Source organism: Streptomyces sp. NPDC001070, assembly GCF_053598835.1.
The window spans coordinates 71,341-90,658 of the sequence record NZ_JBSFLB010000025.1 but is presented as its reverse complement, the minus strand read 5'-3'; the positions used below and the strand labels follow the sequence as shown (position 1 = coordinate 90,658).

The 19,318-nt window shown below is 73.8% G+C and carries 15 protein-coding genes; 7 read left to right on the top strand and 8 right to left on the bottom strand.

Translation table 11 applies throughout. The annotated features are described in order from the left end of the window. Nucleotides 1-6 precede the first annotated feature (6 nt). Nucleotides 7-1,152 (top strand): RNA polymerase sigma factor, encoded by a 1,146-nt coding sequence (locus ACWDAS_RS28030; protein WP_450396277.1) that lies wholly within the window; start codon nt 7-9, stop codon nt 1,150-1,152. 144 nt (nt 1,153-1,296) lie between these two features. Here ACWDAS_RS28030 and ACWDAS_RS28025 read toward each other — a convergent pair whose 3' ends face one another. Further along, entirely contained in the window at nt 1,297-2,184 is an 888-nt protein-coding gene (locus ACWDAS_RS28025) for a LysR family transcriptional regulator (RefSeq protein WP_450396275.1), read from the bottom strand. Nucleotides 2,185-2,277: 93 nt separating this feature from the next. Between ACWDAS_RS28025 and ACWDAS_RS28020 the strand changes: the two genes are divergently transcribed. The 3 genes from ACWDAS_RS28020 to ACWDAS_RS28010 are packed head-to-tail and all read left to right on the top strand — an operon-like array spanning nt 2,278 to nt 5,683. Then, nucleotides 2,278-2,991 (top strand): succinate dehydrogenase cytochrome b subunit, encoded by a 714-nt coding sequence (locus tag ACWDAS_RS28020; RefSeq protein ID WP_450396272.1) that lies wholly within the window; start codon nt 2,278-2,280, stop codon nt 2,989-2,991. A 2-nt stretch (nt 2,992-2,993) separates the two neighbouring features. Next, the gene (locus ACWDAS_RS28015) at nt 2,994-4,928 is read left to right on the top strand and encodes a fumarate reductase/succinate dehydrogenase flavoprotein subunit (RefSeq protein WP_450396270.1); all 1,935 of its coding nucleotides are present in this window, start codon (nt 2,994-2,996) and stop codon (nt 4,926-4,928) included. Next, the gene (locus ACWDAS_RS28010) at nt 4,925-5,683 is read left to right on the top strand and encodes a succinate dehydrogenase/fumarate reductase iron-sulfur subunit (RefSeq protein ID WP_450396267.1); all 759 of its coding nucleotides are present in this window, start codon (nt 4,925-4,927) and stop codon (nt 5,681-5,683) included. The genes ACWDAS_RS28015 and ACWDAS_RS28010 overlap by 4 nt, the downstream gene beginning before the upstream one ends. Here the strand turns inward: ACWDAS_RS28010 and ACWDAS_RS28005 are convergent. From ACWDAS_RS28005 to ACWDAS_RS27985, 5 genes are all read right to left on the bottom strand, one after another. Further along, entirely contained in the window at nt 5,625-7,058 is a 1,434-nt protein-coding gene (locus ACWDAS_RS28005) for a lysine N(6)-hydroxylase/L-ornithine N(5)-oxygenase family protein (protein ID WP_450396265.1), read from the bottom strand. The genes ACWDAS_RS28010 and ACWDAS_RS28005 overlap by 59 nt on opposite strands. Then, on the bottom strand, nt 7,055-8,440 hold the full coding sequence (locus ACWDAS_RS28000) for a pyridoxal phosphate-dependent decarboxylase family protein (RefSeq protein ID WP_450396262.1): 1,386 nt from the start codon (nt 8,438-8,440) through the stop codon (nt 7,055-7,057). Before ACWDAS_RS28000 ends, ACWDAS_RS28005 begins: the two co-directional genes overlap by 4 nt. Before the next feature lie 422 nt (nt 8,441-8,862). Further along, nucleotides 8,863-11,358: an aminopeptidase N gene (gene pepN, locus ACWDAS_RS27995; RefSeq protein WP_450396259.1), complete on the bottom strand. Its 2,496-nt coding sequence runs from the start codon at nt 11,356-11,358 to the stop codon at nt 8,863-8,865. A 173-nt stretch (nt 11,359-11,531) separates the two neighbouring features. Continuing rightward, nucleotides 11,532-12,137, bottom strand: coding sequence for a sortase domain-containing protein (locus tag ACWDAS_RS27990; protein WP_450396256.1), 606 nt, complete (start codon nt 12,135-12,137; stop codon nt 11,532-11,534). 5 nt (nt 12,138-12,142) lie between these two features. Next, on the bottom strand, nt 12,143-12,367 hold the full coding sequence (locus ACWDAS_RS27985) for a hypothetical protein (RefSeq protein ID WP_450396254.1): 225 nt from the start codon (nt 12,365-12,367) through the stop codon (nt 12,143-12,145). A 196-nt stretch (nt 12,368-12,563) separates the two neighbouring features. On the opposite strand from ACWDAS_RS27985, the gene ACWDAS_RS27980 reads away from it, so the two are divergent. From ACWDAS_RS27980 to ACWDAS_RS27970, 3 genes are all read left to right on the top strand, one after another. Beyond that, a complete protein-coding gene (locus ACWDAS_RS27980) occupies nt 12,564-12,962 on the top strand; it encodes a VOC family protein (protein WP_450396252.1) in 399 nt (132 codons plus the stop codon). A gap of 214 nt (nt 12,963-13,176) precedes the next feature. Continuing rightward, on the top strand, nt 13,177-15,288 hold the full coding sequence (locus tag ACWDAS_RS27975) for a serpin family protein (protein WP_450396249.1): 2,112 nt from the start codon (nt 13,177-13,179) through the stop codon (nt 15,286-15,288). 34 nt (nt 15,289-15,322) lie between these two features. Further along, a complete protein-coding gene (locus tag ACWDAS_RS27970) occupies nt 15,323-16,225 on the top strand; it encodes a hypothetical protein (protein ID WP_450396247.1) in 903 nt (300 codons plus the stop codon). On the opposite strand, the gene ACWDAS_RS27965 is transcribed toward ACWDAS_RS27970, so the two are convergent. Both ACWDAS_RS27965 and ACWDAS_RS27960 read right to left on the bottom strand, forming a co-directional pair. Further along, complete coding sequence (locus tag ACWDAS_RS27965; RefSeq protein WP_450396244.1) at nt 16,226-17,206, bottom strand: alpha/beta fold hydrolase; 981 nt, start codon at nt 17,204-17,206, stop codon at nt 16,226-16,228. Between the two features lie 120 nt (nt 17,207-17,326). Beyond that, complete coding sequence (locus ACWDAS_RS27960; protein WP_450396241.1) at nt 17,327-19,156, bottom strand: alkyl/aryl-sulfatase; 1,830 nt, start codon at nt 19,154-19,156, stop codon at nt 17,327-17,329. Between the last annotated feature and the right edge of the window lie 162 nt (nt 19,157-19,318).

The window sequence follows — 19,318 nt, the reverse complement described above, 5'->3', positions numbered from 1 at the left end:
TCCCGGATGAACGAGGCACTGCTCCGGAGCCTGACGCCGAGCGTGCTCGGCATCCTCGTCCGCCGCGGAGCAGACTTCGCGGCGGCCGAGGACGCCGTGCAGGACGCACTGGTCGAGGCGGTCCGCGTCTGGCCGGCCGGCGCTCCGCGGGACCCGAAGGGCTGGCTGGTCACCGTGGCCTGGCGCCGGTTCCTCGACGCGACCCGGGCGGACGCGGCCCGCCGCCGGCGCGAGGACGTCGTCGACAAGGAGCCGGCGCCCGGGCCCGCGCCCGGGATGGACGACACGCTCCAGCTGTACTTCCTGTGCGCGCACCCTTCGCTGACGCCGTCGTCCGCGGTCGCGCTCACACTGCGCGCCGTCGGCGGACTCACCACCCGCCAGATCGCCCAGGCCTACCTGGTGCCCGAGGCGACCATGGCGCAGCGCATCAGCCGTGCCAAGCGCACCGTCTCCGGCGTGCGGTTCGACCAGCCCGGCGACGTCGCCACCGTGCTGCGCGTCCTGTACCTGGTCTTCAACGAGGGCTACTCCGGCGACGTCGACCTCGCCGCCGAGGCCATCCGGCTCACCCGGCAGCTCGCGGCCGCGATCGACCACCCCGAGGCGGCGGGGCTGCTCGCCCTGATGCTGCTCCACCACGCCCGGCGCGCCACCCGGACCGCGTCCGACGGCAGCCTGGTGCCGCTCGCCGAGCAGGACCGCGGCCGGTGGGACACCGAGGCGATCTCCGAGGGCGTCGGGATCCTTCAGGCGGCCCTCGCCCGCGACCGGCTGGGCGAGTTCCAGGCCCAGGCCGCCATCGCGGCGCTCCACGCCGACGCGCGCACCGCCGAGGAGACCGACTGGGTGCAGATCGTCGAGTGGTACGACGAGCTCGCGCGCCTGACCGACAGCCCGGTCGTCCGGCTCAACCGCGCGGTGGCCGTCGGCGAGGCCGACGGACCGCGCGCCGGGCTGGCGGCGCTCTCGGCGCTGGGCGACTCCCTGCCCCGCCACGCCGCGGTGGCTGCGTACCTCCACGAGCGCGACGGCGATCTGGCGACGGCGGCACGGCTGTACGCCGAGGCGGCCCGGAAGGCAACCGTCCTCGCCGAGCGCGACCACCTGACGCGCCAGGCCGCCCGGCTCAACGCCCGCCGGTCCCGCTGACGGATCGCGCTCGGACTCCCCGCAGCGCACTGCGCGGCCCCGCGGCCGACGTGGTCGCCCGGCAGTGGGCAGGCAGGCGGGGACCGGCCGCACCACGCCGTGAAGGGCCGGATCCCAGGTCGTTCACTCCGGTTCGCGGGAGTCTCACCCCGGGACGTGCTCCAGGAGCACGCTGCGCAGTTCCCGGGCGGCGCGCGGCGGCTCGGCGTCCTTGCGGTGGGCCAGGGCGACCGTGCGCTGCAGCCCGGGGGCCTCGAAGCGGGTGGTCCGCAGCCTCGGGCGGCGCCCGGCGACCATGCTCGGGACGACGGCGGGGCCCAGACCGGCCTCCACGAAGCCCAGCACGGCGTCCATCTCGCCGCCCTCGATCGCGAACCGCGGCTCGAAGCCCGCCGCCCGGCACGCGGCTACGGTGAGTTCCCGCAGGTCGTACCCGCGACGGAACATCACCAGCGGCCGGTCGCGGAGGTCCGCGACCCGGATGTCCGGGCGGTCGGAGGGCGGTGGCGCGTCGGCGGCGGTCACCACGACCAGGTCCTCGTGGAGCAGCGGCGTGGCGTCCAGCGCGGGGTCGTGGCTCTGCAGCGGCAGCACGATCAGCGCGAGGTCGAGGCTGCCGGAGGCGAGCTCGCGCACCAGGTCGCGGGAACCGCCCTCCTCGATGATCAGCCGGATGCCGGGGTACCGGTCGTGGAAGTCGCGCAGCACGTCCGGCAGCAGGCCCGTGGCCAGGCTGGGGGTCGCGCCGAGGCGCACCCGGCCGCGGCGCAGGTGCACGAGTTCCTGGACCTCCTGGGTGGCGGTCTCGGTGTCGGCGATGATGCGGCGCGCCAGGGGCAGCAGGGCCTCGCCGGCGTCGGTGAGCGCGATGTTGCCGCGCGCCCGGCTGAACAACTCCGCGCCCAGCTCGCGCTCCAGGGCCTTGATCTGCTGCGACAGGGACGGCTGCGCGACGTGGACGCGTTCGGCGGCGCGGGTGAAGTGGAGGGTGTCGGCGACCGCCAGGAAGTACACGAGCTGCTGCAGCTGCATACCCGCACCTTAACCCACCATAGACATGGCCTATCGAAACGAGCCGCAAGATGTCTTGGACCTGTCGTTGCAGGCAGGCTTAGCGTCAAGCCCATGGCTTTGGCGACGACGAGGACGAGGGCGGACCGCCGCCCGTCGCTCCTGCGGGCACTGTGGGGCTCGACCGTGGGCAAGAAGGCGGTCATGGCCGGGACCGGCGTGATCATGCTGCTGTTCCTGGTCGCGCACATGGCGGGCAATCTGAAGATCTTCTTCGGCGCGGAGGAGTTCAACGGGTACGCGGCGTGGCTGCGCACCATCGGCGAGCCCGCGCTGCACAACGGCTGGTACCTCTACATCCAGCGCACCGGCCTGGTCGTGGCCGTGGTGCTGCACGGCGTCGCCGCCTACCAGCTCAGCAAGCGCGACATCAAGGCGCGCCCGGCGAAGTACGAGCACAAGCGGCAGCGGACGAGCTACGCGACCCGGACGATGCGGTGGGGCGGGGTGATCCTGGGCCTCTACATCGTCTGGCACATCCTGGACCTGACCACACTCACCGTGAACCCGCGGGGCCAGGAGGGCCACCCGTACGAGAACCTGGTCGCCGACTTCCGGCTCTGGTACGTGGACATCGTCTACATCGTCGCGATGCTCGCCCTCGGCCTGCACATCAGGCACGGCTTCTGGAGCGCCGCGCAGACCCTGGGGGCGGTGAACAAGCGCCGCGACCGCGCGCTGAAGATCACGGCGAATGTGCTGGCGGCGGCGCTGACCGCCGGCTTCCTCGTCGTACCCGTCTCCGTGATGACCGGATTGGTGGACTGACCGTGGATTACCGACTGGGCGAGCCGATCGCCGACACCAAGGCGCCGGACGTGCCGATCGCGGAGCGCTGGGACCGCCGCAGGTTCGAGGCGAAGCTGGTCAACCCGGCCAACCGCCGCAAGCACACCGTGATCGTGGTCGGCACGGGCCTGGCGGGCGGCTCCGCGGGCGCCACGCTGGCCGAACAGGGCTACCACGTCGTGCAGTTCTGCTACCAGGACTCACCGCGCCGGGCGCACTCCATCGCCGCCCAGGGCGGCATCAACGCGGCCAAGAACTACCGCAACGACGGCGACAGCGTGCACCGCCTGTTCTACGACACCGTCAAGGGCGGCGACTTCCGCGCCCGCGAGTCCAATGTGCACCGCCTCGCCGAGGTGTCGGTGCAGATCATCGACCAGTGCGTCGCCCAGGGCGTGCCCTTCGCCCGCGAGTACGGCGGACTGCTGGACACCCGCTCCTTCGGCGGCGTCCAGGTCTCCCGGACCTTCTACGCCCGCGGCCAGACGGGCCAGCAGCTGCTGCTCGGCGCCTACCAGGCGCTGTCCCGGCAGATCGACGCGGGCAATGTGGAGCTGCACCCGCGCACCGAGATGCTCGACCTGATCGTGGTGGACGGCCGCGCCCGCGGCATCGTGGCCCGCGACCTGGTGACGGGCAAGGTCTCGGTCCACATGGGCGACGCCGTGGTGCTGGCCACCGGCGGCTACGGCAACGTCTTCTACCTGTCGACCAACGCCAAGGGCTCCAACGCCACCGCGATCTGGCGGGCGCACCGGCGCGGCGCCTACTTCGCCAACCCCTGCTTCACGCAGATCCACCCCACCTGTATCCCGCGCTCCGGCGACCACCAGTCCAAGCTCACCCTGATGAGCGAGTCGCTGCGCAACGACGGCCGCATCTGGGTGCCCAAGGCCAAGGGCGACGACCGCCCGCCGCACGAGATCCCCGAGGACGAGCGCGACTACTACCTGGAGCGGATCTACCCCGCCTTCGGCAACCTCGTGCCCCGCGACATCGCCTCCCGCGCCGCCAAGAACGTCTGCGACGAGGGCCGCGGCGTCGGCCCCGGCGGCCAGGGCGTCTACCTGGACTTCGCCGACGCGATCGCCCGCATGGGCCGCGCCAAGGTGGAGGAGAAGTACGGCAACCTCTTCGAGATGTACGAGCGGATCACCGCCGAGGACCCGTACACCCGGCCTATGCGGATCTACCCCGCCGTGCACTACACGATGGGCGGCCTGTGGGTGGACTACGACCTGCAGACCACGATCCCTGGCCTGTTCGCGATCGGTGAGGCCAACTTCTCCGACCACGGCGCCAACCGGCTCGGCGCCAGCGCCCTGATGCAGGGCCTGGCCGACGGCTACTTCGTCCTGCCCGCGACGATCAACGACTACCTGGCACGCGGCCCTCATGACACCGTGGCCCCCGACCACCCCGCGGTCGCCGAAGCCGTGGCAGAAGTCGAGGACCGGCTGAACCTGCTGCTCGCCGTGGACGGCGACCGCACCCCCGACTCCTTCCACCGCGAGCTCGGCGAGCTGCTGTGGGACGAGTGCGGCATGGCCCGCACCGAGTCCGGGCTGCGCAAGGCGCTGGAGCGGATCCCGGCGCTGCGCGAGGAGTTCTGGCGCCGCATCAAGGTGCCCGGCAGCGGCGAGGAGCTCAACCAGTCGCTGGAGAAGGCCAACCGGGTCGCCGACTTCCTGGAACTGGCCGAGCTGATGTGCCTGGACGCCCTGCACCGCGCCGAGTCCTGCGGCGGCCACTTCCGCGAGGAGAGCCAGACCCCGGACGGCGAGGCGCTGCGCGACGACGAGAACTTCTCGTACGCCGCCGCCTGGGAGTTCACCGGCTCCGGCCAGGACCCGGTGCTCCACAAGGAGACCCTCGACTTCGAGTACGTACACCCCACCCAGCGGAGCTACGCGTGAACCTCACCCTGCGCATCTGGCGCCAGCGGTCCTCCGAGGAGGACGGCGCCATGGTCACCTACCGCGTCGAGGACATCAGCCCCGACATGTCGTTCCTGGAGATGCTCGACGTCCTCAACGAGGAGCTGATCCTCGCGGGCGACGAGCCCGTCGCCTTCGACCACGACTGCCGCGAGGGCATCTGCGGCGCGTGCGGCATGGTCATCAACGGGCAGGCGCACGGCCCGGAGCGGACCACCACCTGCCAGCTGCACATGCGGCACTTCAAGGACGGCGACACCGTCGACATCGAGCCATGGCGGGCCGCCGCCTTCCCGGTGGTGAGGGACCTGGTCGTGGACCGCTCGGCCTTCGACCGGGTGATCCAGGCCGGCGGCTACATCTCCGTTCCGACCGGCAGCGCGCCCGAGGCGCACGCGACGGCCGTCCCGAAGGAGGCCGCCGACTTCGCCTTCGAGCACGCGGAGTGCATCGGCTGCGGAGCGTGCGTGGCGGCCTGCCCCAACGGCTCGGCGATGCTGTTCACCTCGGCCAAGGTCAACCACCTCAATGTGCTGCCGCAGGGGCAGCCCGAACGCGAGACCCGGGTGCTGGACATGGTCGCGGCCATGGACGACCAGGGCTTCGGCGGCTGCACCAACACCGGCGAGTGCGCGACGGCCTGCCCCAAGGGCATCCCGCTGCCGTCGATCGCCGCTATGAACCGCGAATACCTGCGGGCCTTGCGGAAGGAGAAGTCGCGGTCCAAGGGCTGATCGGCACGGTGGCCGTGCTGAGCCCGAAGGTCGTGAAGGCCGTCCGGGAGGGCAGCGGGTAGGGCTCCTTGCCGGTCACGGAGTTGAGGACGACCGCCGAGCGCCACGCGGCCAGCCCCAGGTCGGGGGCGCCGACGCCGTGGGTGTGGCGCTCGGCGTTCTGCACGTGGACGGCGGCCCCCGTGCTCGCGACGGCCGGGTCCAGTTCCAGCCGGTGGGACTCGTCGATCCTGGGCCGGCCGGCGGCGTCGCGGCGGACGTACGGGTGGATCGGGGCGAGCAGCGCGTCCAGGGAACGCTCCCGGTAGCCGGTGGCGAGGACGACCGCGTTGGTGATCAGCCGGGTGCGGGTGCCCTGCTGCTCGTGCTCCAGGTGGAGTTCGACGGCGCCCATGCCCATCCGGCCGGCCGTGCAGACCGTGACGCCGGGGGTGAGCACGGCGTCCGGCCAGCCGCCGCCGAGCGTGCGGCGGTACAGCTCGTCGTGGATGGCGCCGATCGTGCCGTGGTCGATGGCCCGGTGCAGCTGCCACTGCCGCGGCAGGAGGCGGTCGCGGACCGGCTCGGAGAGTCCGTGGAAGAAGCGCGTGTAGTCGGGGGTGAACTGCTCCAGGCCGAGCTTGCTGTACTCCATGGGGGCGAAGGCGGGGCTGCGGGCGATCCAGGTCAGCCGCTCGCGCCCGGCGGGCCGGGCCCGCAGCAGGTCCAGGAAGACCTCGGCGCCGGACTGCCCCGAGCCGACGACGGTGACGTGGTCGGCCGCGAGCAGCCGGTCCCGGTGCTCCAGGTAGTGCGCCGAGTGCACGACGGGGACGGCGGGCGACTCGGCGAGCGGCCGCAGCGGCTCGGGGACGTACGGCGCGCTGCCGACGCCGACCACCAGGTTGCGGGCGTACGTGCGGCCGAGGGCCTCCGCCTGGCCGTCCGCGTCGAGGCGGGTGTGGTCCACCTCGAAGACGGCGCGTCCGGGGTTCCAGCGGACGGTGTCGACCTGGTGGCCGAAGTACGTGCTGGGCAGCGATTCCGCGACCCAGCGGCAGTAGGCGTCGTACTCGGCGCGGTGCACGTGGAAGCGCTCGGCGAAGTAGAAGGGGAACAGCCGCTCGCGGGTCCTGAGGTAGTTCAGGAAGCTCCACCGGCTGGTGGGGTCGACCAGGCTCACCAGATCGGCGAGGAACGGCACCTGGAGGGTGGCGTCGTCCAGGAGCAGCCCGGGGTGCCAGCGGAAGGAGCGCTCCTGCTCGTAGAAGGCGGCGCTCAGGTAGGGGACGCCGTCGGCGAGGGCGGCCAGGGACAGGTTGCACGGGCCGATGCCGATGCCGAGCAGGTCGAAGGGCTGGTCCCGGTGGGGGTCGTGGTCGTCGGTGGCGATCATCGGGGGGTGCTGCCTTCCTGGTGGGTCGCGCATACGAGCGTGAGCAGTGCCTCGAGGTCGTTGGGCGTGGTGGTCGGGTTGAGCAGGGTGGCCTTGAGCCACAGCCGGCCGTCGGCGCGGGCCCGGCCGAGCACGGCGCGGCCGTCGAGCATGAGGCGGCGGCGGACCGCGGCGACGTCGTCGTCGGTGGCGCCGGTGGGGCGGAAGAGCACCGTGCTGACGGCCGGTCGGGCCCGCAGGGTCAGTTCGGGATGCCGGTCCACCAGGTCCGCGAGGTGCCGGGCGTGGTCGCAGACCGCGTCGACGAGCCCGGCCAGTCCGCGGCGGCCCAGGGCGCGCAGCGTCACGGCGATCTTCAGCACGTCGGGGCGGCGGGTGGTGCGCAGCGAACGGCCGAGCAGATCGGGGAAGCCCGCCTCGGTGTCGTCGGCGGCGTTCAGATAGTCGGCGCGGTGGTCCAGCGGGCGCAGCAGTGCCGCCTCGCGCACCGCCAGCACCCCGGCCGCGACCGGCTGCCAGCCGAGTTTGTGCAGGTCGAGGGTGACGGTGTCGGCCTCCCCCAGCCCGGTGAGCTTCGCCGCCTCCAGGTCACTGAACAGCAGCGGCCCGCCGTACGCCGCGTCGACGTGCAGGCGGGCGCCGTACTCCCGGGCGGCGAGGGCGAGTTCGGGGAGCGGGTCGATGTCGCCTGAGTCCGTGGTGCCCGCGGTGGCGACCAGCAGGGCGGGGCCTTCGACGGCGGCGAGCGCGGCGCGTACCCGGTCCGGGGCGAGCACCCCGCGGGGGGTGGCCACGACGACCGGCGCGGGCATCCCGAGCAGCCAGGCGGCCCGCGCGACGCTGTGGTGGCCGTTGGCCCCGGCGACGACCCGTACGCCCGGGGCGCCCTCTCGGGCGAGGAGCAGCGCGAGCTGGTTGGACTCCGTGCCACCGGTCGTGATCAGCGCGTCGGGTGCGGCGGCACCCGGATGGACCAGGCGCGCCAGCGCGCCGGTCACCGCCGCCTCCAGGACGGACGCGGCCGGGGCCTGGTCCCAGGAGTCCAACGACGGGTTGAGCGCGCTCGCGGCCAGGTCGGCCGCGACCGCGGCCCCCAGCGGCGGGCAGTGGAGGTGGGCGGCGCACAGCGGATCCGCCGGATCGGCCGCGCCCTCGGTGACGACCCCGACCAGCGCGCACAGCGCCTCCGCCGCCCCGGTGCCGTCCTCCGGCAGGACCTGCCCCAGCACCTCCCGCACCCGGAGCGCGACGGCCTCGGGGCCGCCCGCGGGAAGCGGGCCCCCGCGGGCGGCCGCGCCCGCCTCGAGCGCGCGGAGCGCGGCCTCGAGCAACGGCCGCAGCCGGTCCGGCCCTTCACTGCCGCCGGCGAGGTGGGATGGCATCGGGTGGCGCCCTCCGTGGTCGCGGGTCACCGGCGCGTGTGCGCTGGGCGACCTGCGTAACGACGCGGCCCCGCCGGGGGTGTTGCCCGGACGACCGGAACGGGCGCCGCCCCGGCGCGCACACGGGCGCCCCGGTGGCACGACGACCGCCCCGGCGAAGCCCCTTCCGCCCCTGGCACGAGAAGCGAGCGCCGCGGCCACCCCGCCAACAGCGCGCCGGTACAGGGCCGGTCACCACCCCAGACGAAGCCGGGACGCTGCCGGCCACCGCCGCCCCGACCTACGCACGAGCGCCCCGATACGCCCCGGCGAGCAGGGCGCGAGCAGCACCCAGCGGCACGCCGGGGCGACCGTCGACGCTGTGCCGGCGTGCGGCGGGAAGGGAGGCCGGGGCCGCCGGGAGGTTCCCGGCGGCCCCTCGGTCAGGCGCCGCGTACGCGCAGGGCCCGGGACAGGTCGTCGAGCTGGTCGGCCAGCCTGCGCCGCAGCGCGGGGGTCGGTGCCGGGTCGCCGGAGCGCAGGCAGTCCTCGCCCAGTTCGAGCACGCCTGCCTCGACGACGGGGACGGGGAAGGCCCAGCGGCCCACGGCGTCGGCGAGGGCGGGGCCGCGGCGGGCGGCGACCGCGACGGCGGCCGGGAAGTAGCGGGGCACGTACTCCCGGACGAGGTCGAGCTGTTCGGGCTGCCAGAAGCCCTGGGCGGTGGCGGTGAAGAGGTAGTTGGACAGGGTGTCCCCCTCGAACATCAGCGCCCAGGCGGCCCGCTTCGCCTCCGGGTCGGGCAGCGCGGCCCGGCAGCGGGCGGCACCCTCCTGGCCGGTGGCGCTGGGGTCCCGGGCCAGTTCGGCCGCGATGTCGTCGGCCGTGGCCGCGCCGAGGACGCTGAGCCGGGTGAGGATCTGCCAGCGCAGTTCGGGGTCGAGCCCGGGCCCGCCGGGCAGCGTCCCCTCGACGAGCCAGCCGCGCAGTGCGGCGGTGTCGGCCGTGGTGGCGATGAGCTCGCGGGCCGCGGCCAGCCGCAGGCCGGGGTCCTCTCGGCGCAGCAGGTCGCGGGCGAGCTCCTCCAGCGTGGCGAGGGCGCCGGGGCGTTCGGCCGCCGGGAGGTAGCGGTCGGTGATCTGCCCGCGGGCGAAGCCGAGCACGCCCTGCACGACGGCGATGTCGGTCTCGTACGGCAGGTGGGCGCGGGCGACGTCGAGATAGGCGGCGGGCGGCAGTTCGCCGTCCCGGACGAGGTCGCGGGCGGCGTTCCAGACCAGGGCGCGGCTGAGCGGGTCCGGCAGGCCGCGCAACGCCGCGACAAGGGTGTCCCAGGACTGCGCGTCGAAGCGGATCTTGGCGTACGTGAGGTCCTGGTCGTTGAGCAGCACCAGGTCGGGACGCGGGCCCGGACGGGGCCCCGGGACCTCGCCGCCCGCGGGCACGTCTGTCTCGAAGCGCTCGCGCAGCACCAGCTGCACCGGGTCGGCGTCGGCACGGTCGTACGCGGCGACGGCGATGCGGTGCGGACGGCCGCCCTCGTGGGTCACGTCGAGCCGCCAGCCGCCGTCGGCCGCCACGGGCACGGGGGTGAGCGTGTCGACGCCTGTCGTGCGCAGCCAGCGGTCGGCCCAGGCGTGGACGTCGCGGTCGGTGGCGCGGGCCAGGGAGTCGATGAAGTCGGCCAGGGCGGCGTTGCCGAAGCGGTGCCGCGCGAAGTGGTCGTTGATGCCGGCGAGGAAGTCCTTGCGGCCGAGCCACGTGACCAGCTGACGCAGCGCGGAGGCGCCCTTGGCGTAGGAGATGCCGTCGAAGTTGAGCAGCGCCGAGTCCGTGTCGGGGACGGCCTCCGGGGCGGGCGCGACGGGGTGCGTGGAGGGCCGCTGGTCGGCGTCGTAGCCCCAGCCCTTGCGGGCGACGGCGAAGTCGGTCCAGGTGTCGGTGAACCGGGTCGCCTCGGAGAGCACCTGGTAGCCCATGTACTCGGCGAAGGACTCGTTCAGCCAGATGTCGTCCCACCAGCGCAGGGTGACGAGGTCGCCGAACCACATGTGGGCCATCTCGTGGGCGACGACCATGCCGCGGGTCTGCCGTTCGGTGTCGGTGACGGCGGAGCGGAAGACCATCTCGTCGCGGAAGGTGACCAGGCCGGGGTTCTCCATCGCGCCCGCGTTGAACTCGGGGACGAAGGCCTGGTCGTAGGAGTCGAAGGGGTACGCCTCCTCGAACAGCTCGTGGTAGCGGTCGAAGCAGCGCCGTGTGATGTCGAAGAGCTCCTCGACGTCGGCGTCCAGGTACGGGGCGAGGGAGCGGCGGCAGTGCAGCCCGAAGGGCAGGCCCGCGTGCTCGGTGCGCACCGAGTGCCAGGGGCCCGCGGCGACGGCGAGCAGGTAGGTGCTGATCAGCGGAGTCGCCGCGATCCGCCAGCGGCCCTCGGCCTCACCGGTGCGCTCGGCGACGCCGTTGCCGAGGACGGTCCACGTGGGGGGCGCGGTGACGGCCACCTCGAAGACGGCCTTGAGGTCGGGCTGGTCGAAGGCGGCGATGACGCGCTGCACGTCGTCCAGGAAGAGCTGGGTGTACAGATACGTCTCGCCGTCCGCCGGGTCCGTGAAGCGGTGCATGCCCTCACCGGTGCGGGAGTACCGCATGTCCGCCTCGACCCGCAGCTCGTGGCGGCCGGCCGCGAGCCCGGTGAGCGGCAGCCGGTTCCCGTCCAGGGCCGCGGGGTCCAGCGGCCGCCCGTCGAGGACGGCGCTGTGGAGTACGGCGGGCTTCAGCTCGACGAAGGTGTCGCCGTCGGCGAGGGCGGTGAACCGGATGACGGTGGTCGAGCCGAACACCTCGTCGCCGCGGGTGAGGTCCAGGTCGACGGCGTAGTGCTGGACGGCGATCTGCCGGGCGCGGGTCTCGGCCTCGGCACGCGTGAGAGCAGGCATGCGGTTCATGCTGCCCCATGCCCCTCGCCCGGCGCACGGGGGTTCCCCGCCCCGGGCGGCGTGGACGACCCGCCTGGTGGTGCGGACGGCGCTGCGCGAGCGGGCCCGGACGCACTCCGCCGGGGCGAACGCAGCGTCGCATGCGTCCCGTTCGGAGGTCCGGGGGTCGCAACTCAGGAGACGCGGGCGGCGGCCGCGTGCACGATCAGCGTCCCGGCGGCCCGGCCGCCGTGGTGCCGGTCGGCCGCGCAGGTGACCAGCCGCAGGGTGGGCGTGTCGCCGCCCATGCCCGGGGCTTCGGTGGGGGAGGTGTGCCGCGGCGCCTTCTCGACCCGCGTGACGGTGAAGCGGGCGCGGCTGCCGTCGCGGCGGGTGACGACGACGGTGTCCTCGGGGCGCACCTCGTCGAGGTCGTGGAAGACCGCGCGGTCGTGCCGTCCGTCGCTGTGGCCGAGGATCACGGAGGTGCCGGTGTCGCCGGGCGCGGCACTGCGGTCGTACCACCCGGCGTAGCGGCCCTGCTCGGTCGCGGGCGTCTGGACGGTGGCGTCGTCGGTGAGTCCGAGGTCGACGACGCGGGCGTGGACGCCGGCGCTCGGGATGTCGATGCGCACGGGGGTGTGCCCCGCCGGGTCGGCGGCGCGTGCGGGCGTGCTGCCGTAAACGATGGCGGCGGCGTCGCCCTGCCCCGCGTGGGTGACCGCCCAGACCGTCGCGGCGGCGGCCATGGCGAGGAGGACGAGGGCCAGGACGTTGATGCGGCGGTGGGTCATCCTCATCGCCCTCACCGGGGGCGGACGGCGTAGCGGACGCCGCCGACTCCCGCCGCCAGGAGGAGCGCGCCGGTCAGCGCGGGCCCGGGGACGCCGAAGATACCGGGGGCACCGGCCGCCCGGGCCGCGAGCACCGCGAGGACGATCGCGAACGCCGCACAGCAGGCGACGACGGCGGCGGTCCGGACGGAGGCGGTCCGAATGGTTGCGGCTGAGGCGGCACAGGCGCCGGACATGGGCGGGGGTCCTTCGGGCGGGACGGGACGGATGCCGTGGCCGGAACGCCGGCGACGGGCGGTCCGGCCACGTGTCCACGCTACGGAGTCCGGGGGTGCCCGGGCCTCCCCCGGCCGTCCGGTTCCGTATCAGCCGAAAGTATGGTCCGGGCGGTGTGCCTTGCGTCCCGAGGAGGACACCGGGCAGGCTCGGCGGATGATCGCCACCTTGCAGTGCACCGTGATCGACTGCCCTGACCCGACGGCGCTGGGCGCCTTCTACCAGGGGATCCTCGGCTGGGAGCTCGATGCCGCGGATCCCTCGTGGGTGACCCTGACGGCCCCGAACGGCACCCGGATCGCCTTCCAGGAGGTGCCCTTCCACCGGCAGCCGCGCTGGCCCGATCCCGAGCACCCCCAGCAGTTCCACCTCGACTTCGACGTCCCCACCCGCACCGACGTGGAACGGGCCCACGAGGAGGTCGTCGCGCTCGGCGCGACCTTCCTCCACGACAGCGGCGGGAAGCGCAGCGGCTTCCGGGTCTTCGCCGACCCGGCCGGGCATCCGTTCTGCCTCTGCTACGGACAGCACCTGGGGCCGGCCGTCGCGGAATGAGCGCCGTCCGGGCGGAGCGCGACAACGCGCGGTGCGCGGCCCGGCACGCACGATGCGGACCTGTCCCATGGGAAAGGCAGGAGCCGGATGTCGGTGGTCACTTGTACGGTCTTCATCAGTCGGCGCGGGGTGTGCCGCGACGCCGCGCCCGGGCCGTCGTTCCGGGGGCGAACGGATCCGGCCGAGGCGGGGGGACGGCATGGTGGGGACCGCCTTGACGGGGCATGCCGCGGCGATCCGGGCCCTCGCGGCGCGGTGGCTGCACGAGGCCGGGAAGGACGCGGGTGACGAGGGCGGCGACTTCACGTGCTCGCCGGCCGGTCTGTGGCTGGCGCTGACCGCGCTCGCGGCGGGGGCGCGCGGCGGCACGGCGGAAGAGCTTCGCGGACTGCTGGGGGTCGCGGGGCCGGAGGCGGCCGCGGTCTTCTCGGACGCGGCGGCGGAGCTGGCGGGGACGGACGCGCTGACGGTGGCCACGGGCGTGTGGTCGCGCGTGCCGGTGGCGCAGGCGTACCGCTCGTCGTTGCCGGACGTCGGCTTCGGTGACCTCGACGGTGCCGGGATCGATGCGTGGGTGCGCGAGGCCACCGGCGGGCTGATCGACCGGTTGCCCGTCGGGCCGACGGCGCGCACGGCGCTGCTGCTCGTCAGCGCCCTGGCGCTCAAGGCCCGCTGGGAGAAGCCCTTCGACGGCGTCGCGACCCGGGATCTGCCGTTCACCGACGCCTCCGGTCGCACGCGTCCGGTGGCCACGATGTCCGCGGAGGTGCCGGCCGCCGACGCGTGGACCGTGCCCGACGCCTCCGGCGGCCGGACGCGAGTGGTCGAGCTGCGCTGCCGCGCGGAGGGGGCCGGCCCGGCGGTCCGGGTGCGGTTCGTGCTCGGCGAGCCGGGGCGCGAGCCCGTGTCCGTCCTGCCGGCCGCGTGGGCGCCGGAGGCGGAACGGCTGCCGGTCGACGCCGACGAGGTGAGGCTGCTGCTCCCCCGGTTGTCGCTGCGCACCCGGATCGACGTGACGCCGCAGCTCGCGCGGCTGGGCCTCGCCATCGGGTCCGGCGGCCCCGCGGACCTGTCGGGGATCTCCGGCGGCGCTCCACTGGCCCTCGGCGAGGTCGTGCAGGAGACGGTGCTGAGGATCGCCGAGGAGGGCGTGGAGGCCGCCTCGGCGACCGCGTCGCCGGTGTTCCTGTCCGCCGGACCCGAACGGATCGAGCGGATCGCCTTCGACCGCCCCTTCGGGGTGGTGGTCCTCGACGGCGACGGTGCGACGCCCCTGTTCACGGCCTGGCAGTCGACCGCGCCGAGGGACGCCTGGCTGAAGACGTACGACCTGATCGACGAGGACCCCGACCCCGCTTCCGTGCGGCGGGTCACTTTCGTGCCGTTCCTGCCGGGCGGTCGGCCCGGCGCGGTGCTCTGTGAGGACGACGTGATGCGCCTGCCGTCCGGCGAGGTCCTGCCCGGGGAGGACTGGGTGCTCGACACCAGCGCGCGGGTGCCGCTGGAGACCGCGGGGTACTACCGGCAACGCGTGCACCCCTTCGCGTACGAACCGCGGGAACAGCGGCTGTACGTGTGGCTGGACGGCGACCGCTACCGCGGCCGGCGCCCGCACGCCGCCGACGCGGACCTGATCGCGGCCGACGCCGACGCGATCGCCGGGATGCTCCCGTACGGCCTCGAACGGCAGGCCGTGCTGGACGCGGCCCGCTCCTTCCGCGAGCAGGACGACGCCTCGTACTACGCGGACAATCTGCGGCTGCTGGAACCCGCCTACCTGCGGGCGACCACCGCGGAGGGAGGCTCGGGCTTCGGCAGGCGGCCCGATGAGTGGCGGGCGCGGCGCTCGATGGTGGTCGAGGCACTGCACAAGGACGGCACGTTCCTCGACGTCGGCTGTGCCAACGGGCTGCTGATGGAGTCGGTGCGGGAGTGGGCGGCGGAGCGGGGCAGGGTGATCGAGCCCTACGGTGTGGACTTCGCCCCGCGGCTGGTGGAACTGGCCCGGCACCGGCTGCCGCGGTGGGCGGAGCGCATATCCGTGGGCAACGCGGTGGACTGGCGGCCGGCCGACGGGAGGCGGTTCACCTTCGTGCACGTTCTCGTCGACTGCGTGCCCGGGCGACGACTGGGCGACCTGGTCCGCAGGCTGCTCGCAGAGCTCGTGGAGCCCGGTGGGCGGCTGCTGGTCAGCGTGTACCAGCCGGAGGGCGGCACCGCGCCGGGGGCAGCGGAGCGGCTGGGCGCGCTGGGCGTGCCGGTGGCCGGGGCGGCGAGCGGCACGGGGCCGGAACGCACGGCGACAACGGCGTGGGTCGACGCGTAGGCTCGAAGGCGTCGCACCGCTTGGGGGAGTCGCCGTGACCGAGCCGTCGTCCAGCCCGATCGAGCACGGCTTCCCGCACCTGGAGAAGGTCCGGGCCGCCCTGACCGCGCTCTACCGGCGGATGTCGTACGACACGGTGAGCCGGTTCCCGGCGAGCGTGCGTCCGGAGGCGGTCGAGTTCCCGCCGGACGAGGACCTCCATCTGGGCGCCCAGCGGGTGGCCCGCGCCATCGTGCAGCACTTCCGCCTGCCGGAGGCCCGCATGGTGGTCAGCTTCCGGGACATGGTGCACGCGGGCAATGTCGAACTGGCCGCCGGACCCGAGTACTTCGTGGAACTGCACGCGCGCTTCCGCGACGATCGGCGGGATGTGGGCGCGGTGCTGGCGCACGAGGTCATGCACGTCTATCTGCACCGGCTCGGCCTGGAGTTCCCCGGGGTGCGGGAGAACGAGATCCTCACCGACACCGCCACGACCTACCTGGGCGCGGGCTGGCTGCTGCTGGACTCGTACCGGGAGGAGCCCGCGTTGCGCGGCGAGCGGCTGACGATGGCCGCATCCAAGCTGGGCTATCTCACCCCGGAGGAGTTCGGCTACGTCCTGGCGAAGCGCGCGCAGGCCTTCGGTGACGACATCGAGCCGTGGCTCACCAGTCCCCGGGCACGCGAGGCGTACCGGGCCGGGCTCACCGTCGCCGAGGCCGATCTGCGCCATCCGCCGATGGTCGGCTGCGGCTGGGCGGGCCGCCGACGCTACGCCCACGACCGGCGGCGCGGCATCGCGTACCCGGCCGCCGGCTACGCCTTCGAGGGCGGCGACCCGCAACGCGTCTCCTTCCCCTGCCCCACGTGCCACCAGCGGATCCGGGTGCCGGTGCGGGGCCGGGTGAAGGCACGGTGCGGACTGTGCCGCACCGTGCTGGAGTGCGACACGTGATCAGCCGGTGGCGGGCGCGACCTCGCTCAGGAACTCCAGCAGCACCGCATTGACCTCCGCCGGGCGCTCCTGCTGGGTCCAGTGGCCGCAGCCGGGCAGCACGACCGGTTCGCGCAGCGCCGGGTGGAGCTGCCGCAGTACCGGGATCAGCTCGGACATCCCCGGGAAGGCGTAGACCAGGTCGCGGTCGCCGGTGACGTACAGGCCGGGAACCTGGAGGGCGGCGCCGGCCCAGGGAGCGGTCAGCCGCCAGTTGCGGTCGAGGTTGCGGTACCAGTTGAGGCCGCCGGTGAATCCGGCCTCGGCGTACTCGGCGGCGAAGGTGTCGAGGTCCTCCTCGGTCAGCCAGCCGGGCAGTTCCTTGGGTTCGTCGACCAGGTCGAGGAAGCCGCCGCCGGGCGGGACGAGGGGCTGGGCCGGGACCGGGTCGTTGGCCGGGTTGTCGCCGGAGGCGCCGTACAGGAATCGGCGGAAAGTGGTGCGCGGGTCGGCGGTGAACTCGGCGTCGGCGACGCCGGGCCGCTCGAAGTAGTTCCAGTAGAACCGCCCGTCGTACAGCTCCCGCATGGACCGCAGGGGCGGGGTGTCGCCGCTGCGCGGCGCCGGCGGGACGCTGAGGCCCGCGACCGCGCGCACGACGTCGGGCCTCAGCAGCGCGGTGTGCCAGGCGACGGGGGCGCCCCAGTCGTGACCGACGACGACGGCCCGGCTCTCGCCGAGGGCGTGGATCAGCCCGATGACGTCGCCGACCAGATCGAGGACGGTGTACGCGTCGACGGCCCCGGGCCGCTCGCTACGGGCGTAGCCGCGCTGGTCGGGTGCGGCGACGCGGTAGCCGGCGGCGGCCAGCGGCGCGAACTGGTGCCGCCAGGAGTACCAGCACTCGGGGAAGCCGTGCAGCAGCAGGACGAGCGGCCCCCGGCCCTCCTCCGCGATGTGGAGCCGGATCCCGTTCGCTTCTACAGTGCGGTGTTCGACCATGGCGGTCAGGCTATGCGGGGCGCGGAGCGGGAGGGCCGGCCAACGCGCGGATCAGGCCAAACGGAGCATCACGGCGCGCGCCTTCACGCCCGTCACCCCGTCAATGCCTTCCACGGCCCTTCACGGGGTGACGATCGGGAAGTCCTGGACGGCGCCGTCCAGCAGCCCGACGAGGATGGCGACCACCTTGAGGTCCCCCTCGTGCTCGACGCCCTCGAAGCGCCCCCCGGCGAGGAGACGGTGCAGCTCGGGCCGAGTGAGGGTGAGCGTCAGGTCGGCGTGCCGGACCGCGGGGCGCCCGTCCTGGGTGGAGAAGTAGGTGAGGGCGCCGTTGGAGAGGGTCAGGTGCCAGGTGCGGTGCTCGTCGGTGAGGCGCCAGTCGATGGTGAGGTGGGTGTCCCAGGCCTTGGGGCCGTTGACGCGGATGGCGAGGGCGTCGATGAGCTGATCGACCGTCAGGGCGGCGGTCAGTTCGGGGTTGCCGATCACGACCGGGGTCCGGGTGACGCCCTGCCGCAGCTCCTGCGCGCCCATCAGGTAGAAGTTGCGCCAGGGTCCGTTCTCGCAGCCGTGCCCCAGGCGTTCGTACAGGACCGCCAGTTCCTCCGCCGCGGGGGCGTGGCCGGGGTCGGCGAAGACGGCGTGGTTGAGCAGCGTGACGGCGAACCGCAGGTCGCCGCTGTCGGCGTACTCCCGGGCCTTGGCGACGGTGGCGTCGGTGCCGCCGAGGCAGTCCACGTAGCGGCGGGCCTCCTCCACCGGGGGGTGCGGCCACAGGTGGGCCGGATTGCCGTCGAACCAGCCCATGTAGCGCTGGTAGACGGCCTTCACATTGTGGCTGAGGGAGCCGTAGTAGCCGCGGTTGGAGTTGAGCCGTTCCAGTGCGGGCGGCAGGGTCAGCTCCTCGGCGATCTCGTTGCCTGTGAGGCCCCGGTTGATCAGCCGCAGGGTCTGGTCGTGGAGGTAGGCGTACAGGTCGCGCTGGTGCGACAGCAGCCGGTGGATGTTCTCCCGCCCCCAGGTGGGCCAGTGGTGGGAGGCGATGACGACGTCGGAGGCGTTGCCGAAGAGGACGAGGGCCTCGTTGAGGTAGTGGGCCCACAGCCGGGCGTCGCGGACCTGGGCGCCGCGCAGGGTGAGGATGTTGTGCATGGTGTGGGTGGCGTTCTCGGCCATGCACAGGACCCGCTTGGCGGGGAAGTGGAAGTTCATCTCGGCGGGCGCCTCGGCCCCGGGGGTGAGCTGGAAGATGATCCTGACCCCGTCGATCGTCTCGTCCTGGCCGGTACGGGTGACGTGGACGGTGGGGCGGATCAGGGTGACGCTGCCGGTGGAGACGGTCTGGCCGAGGCCGCAGCCGATCTGCCCGGCCGGGCCCTTGGGCAGTTCGGAGCCGTACATGTAGACGGAGCGACGGGCCATCGCCACCCCGGCGTCGACGTTCTCGCTGGCGGCGTGGTCGAGGAAGCCGGCCGGCGCGAGGACCGGTACCGGGTCGTGGCCGTGCGGCAGGACGCCGCGGGCGCCGCCGAAGTGGTCGACATGCGAGTGGGTGTAGATGAGGGCGGTGACGGGCCGGTCCCCGCGGTGCTCGCGGTAGAGGGCGAGGGCGGCGGCCGCGCACTCGGCGGAGCGGAGGGGGTCGATCACGACGACTCCGCGGTCCCCCTCGACGAGGGTCATGTTCGACAGGTCCAGGCCGCGTACCTGGTAGACCCCTTCAACGACCTCGAACAGTCCCTGTTTGGCGGCGAGCCGGCTCTGCCGCCACAGGCCGGGGTGCGCCGTGTCGGGGCACGGGCCGTGCAGGAAGGAGTACGCGTCGCCGTCCCAGACCACCCGGCCGTCGCCGTCGGTGACGCGGCCGGGGGTGAGGGCACCGAGGAATCCCCGGTCGGCGTCGGCGAAATCCATCGTGTCCTCGGATGCGCCGGGGGCGAGAGCCGTCATGACGACACAATGTCAGCGTTTCGACCCAATTGCCACGTTCACGTGCGCCACCAGCGGCGCAGCACCTCCCCCGCGGGTTCGCCGTGCGGGCTGTACGCGAGCCGGGCCGGGGTCTCCCCGCTGCCCGGGCCAGTCGCCCCACATCCACCAGCACACCCCGCC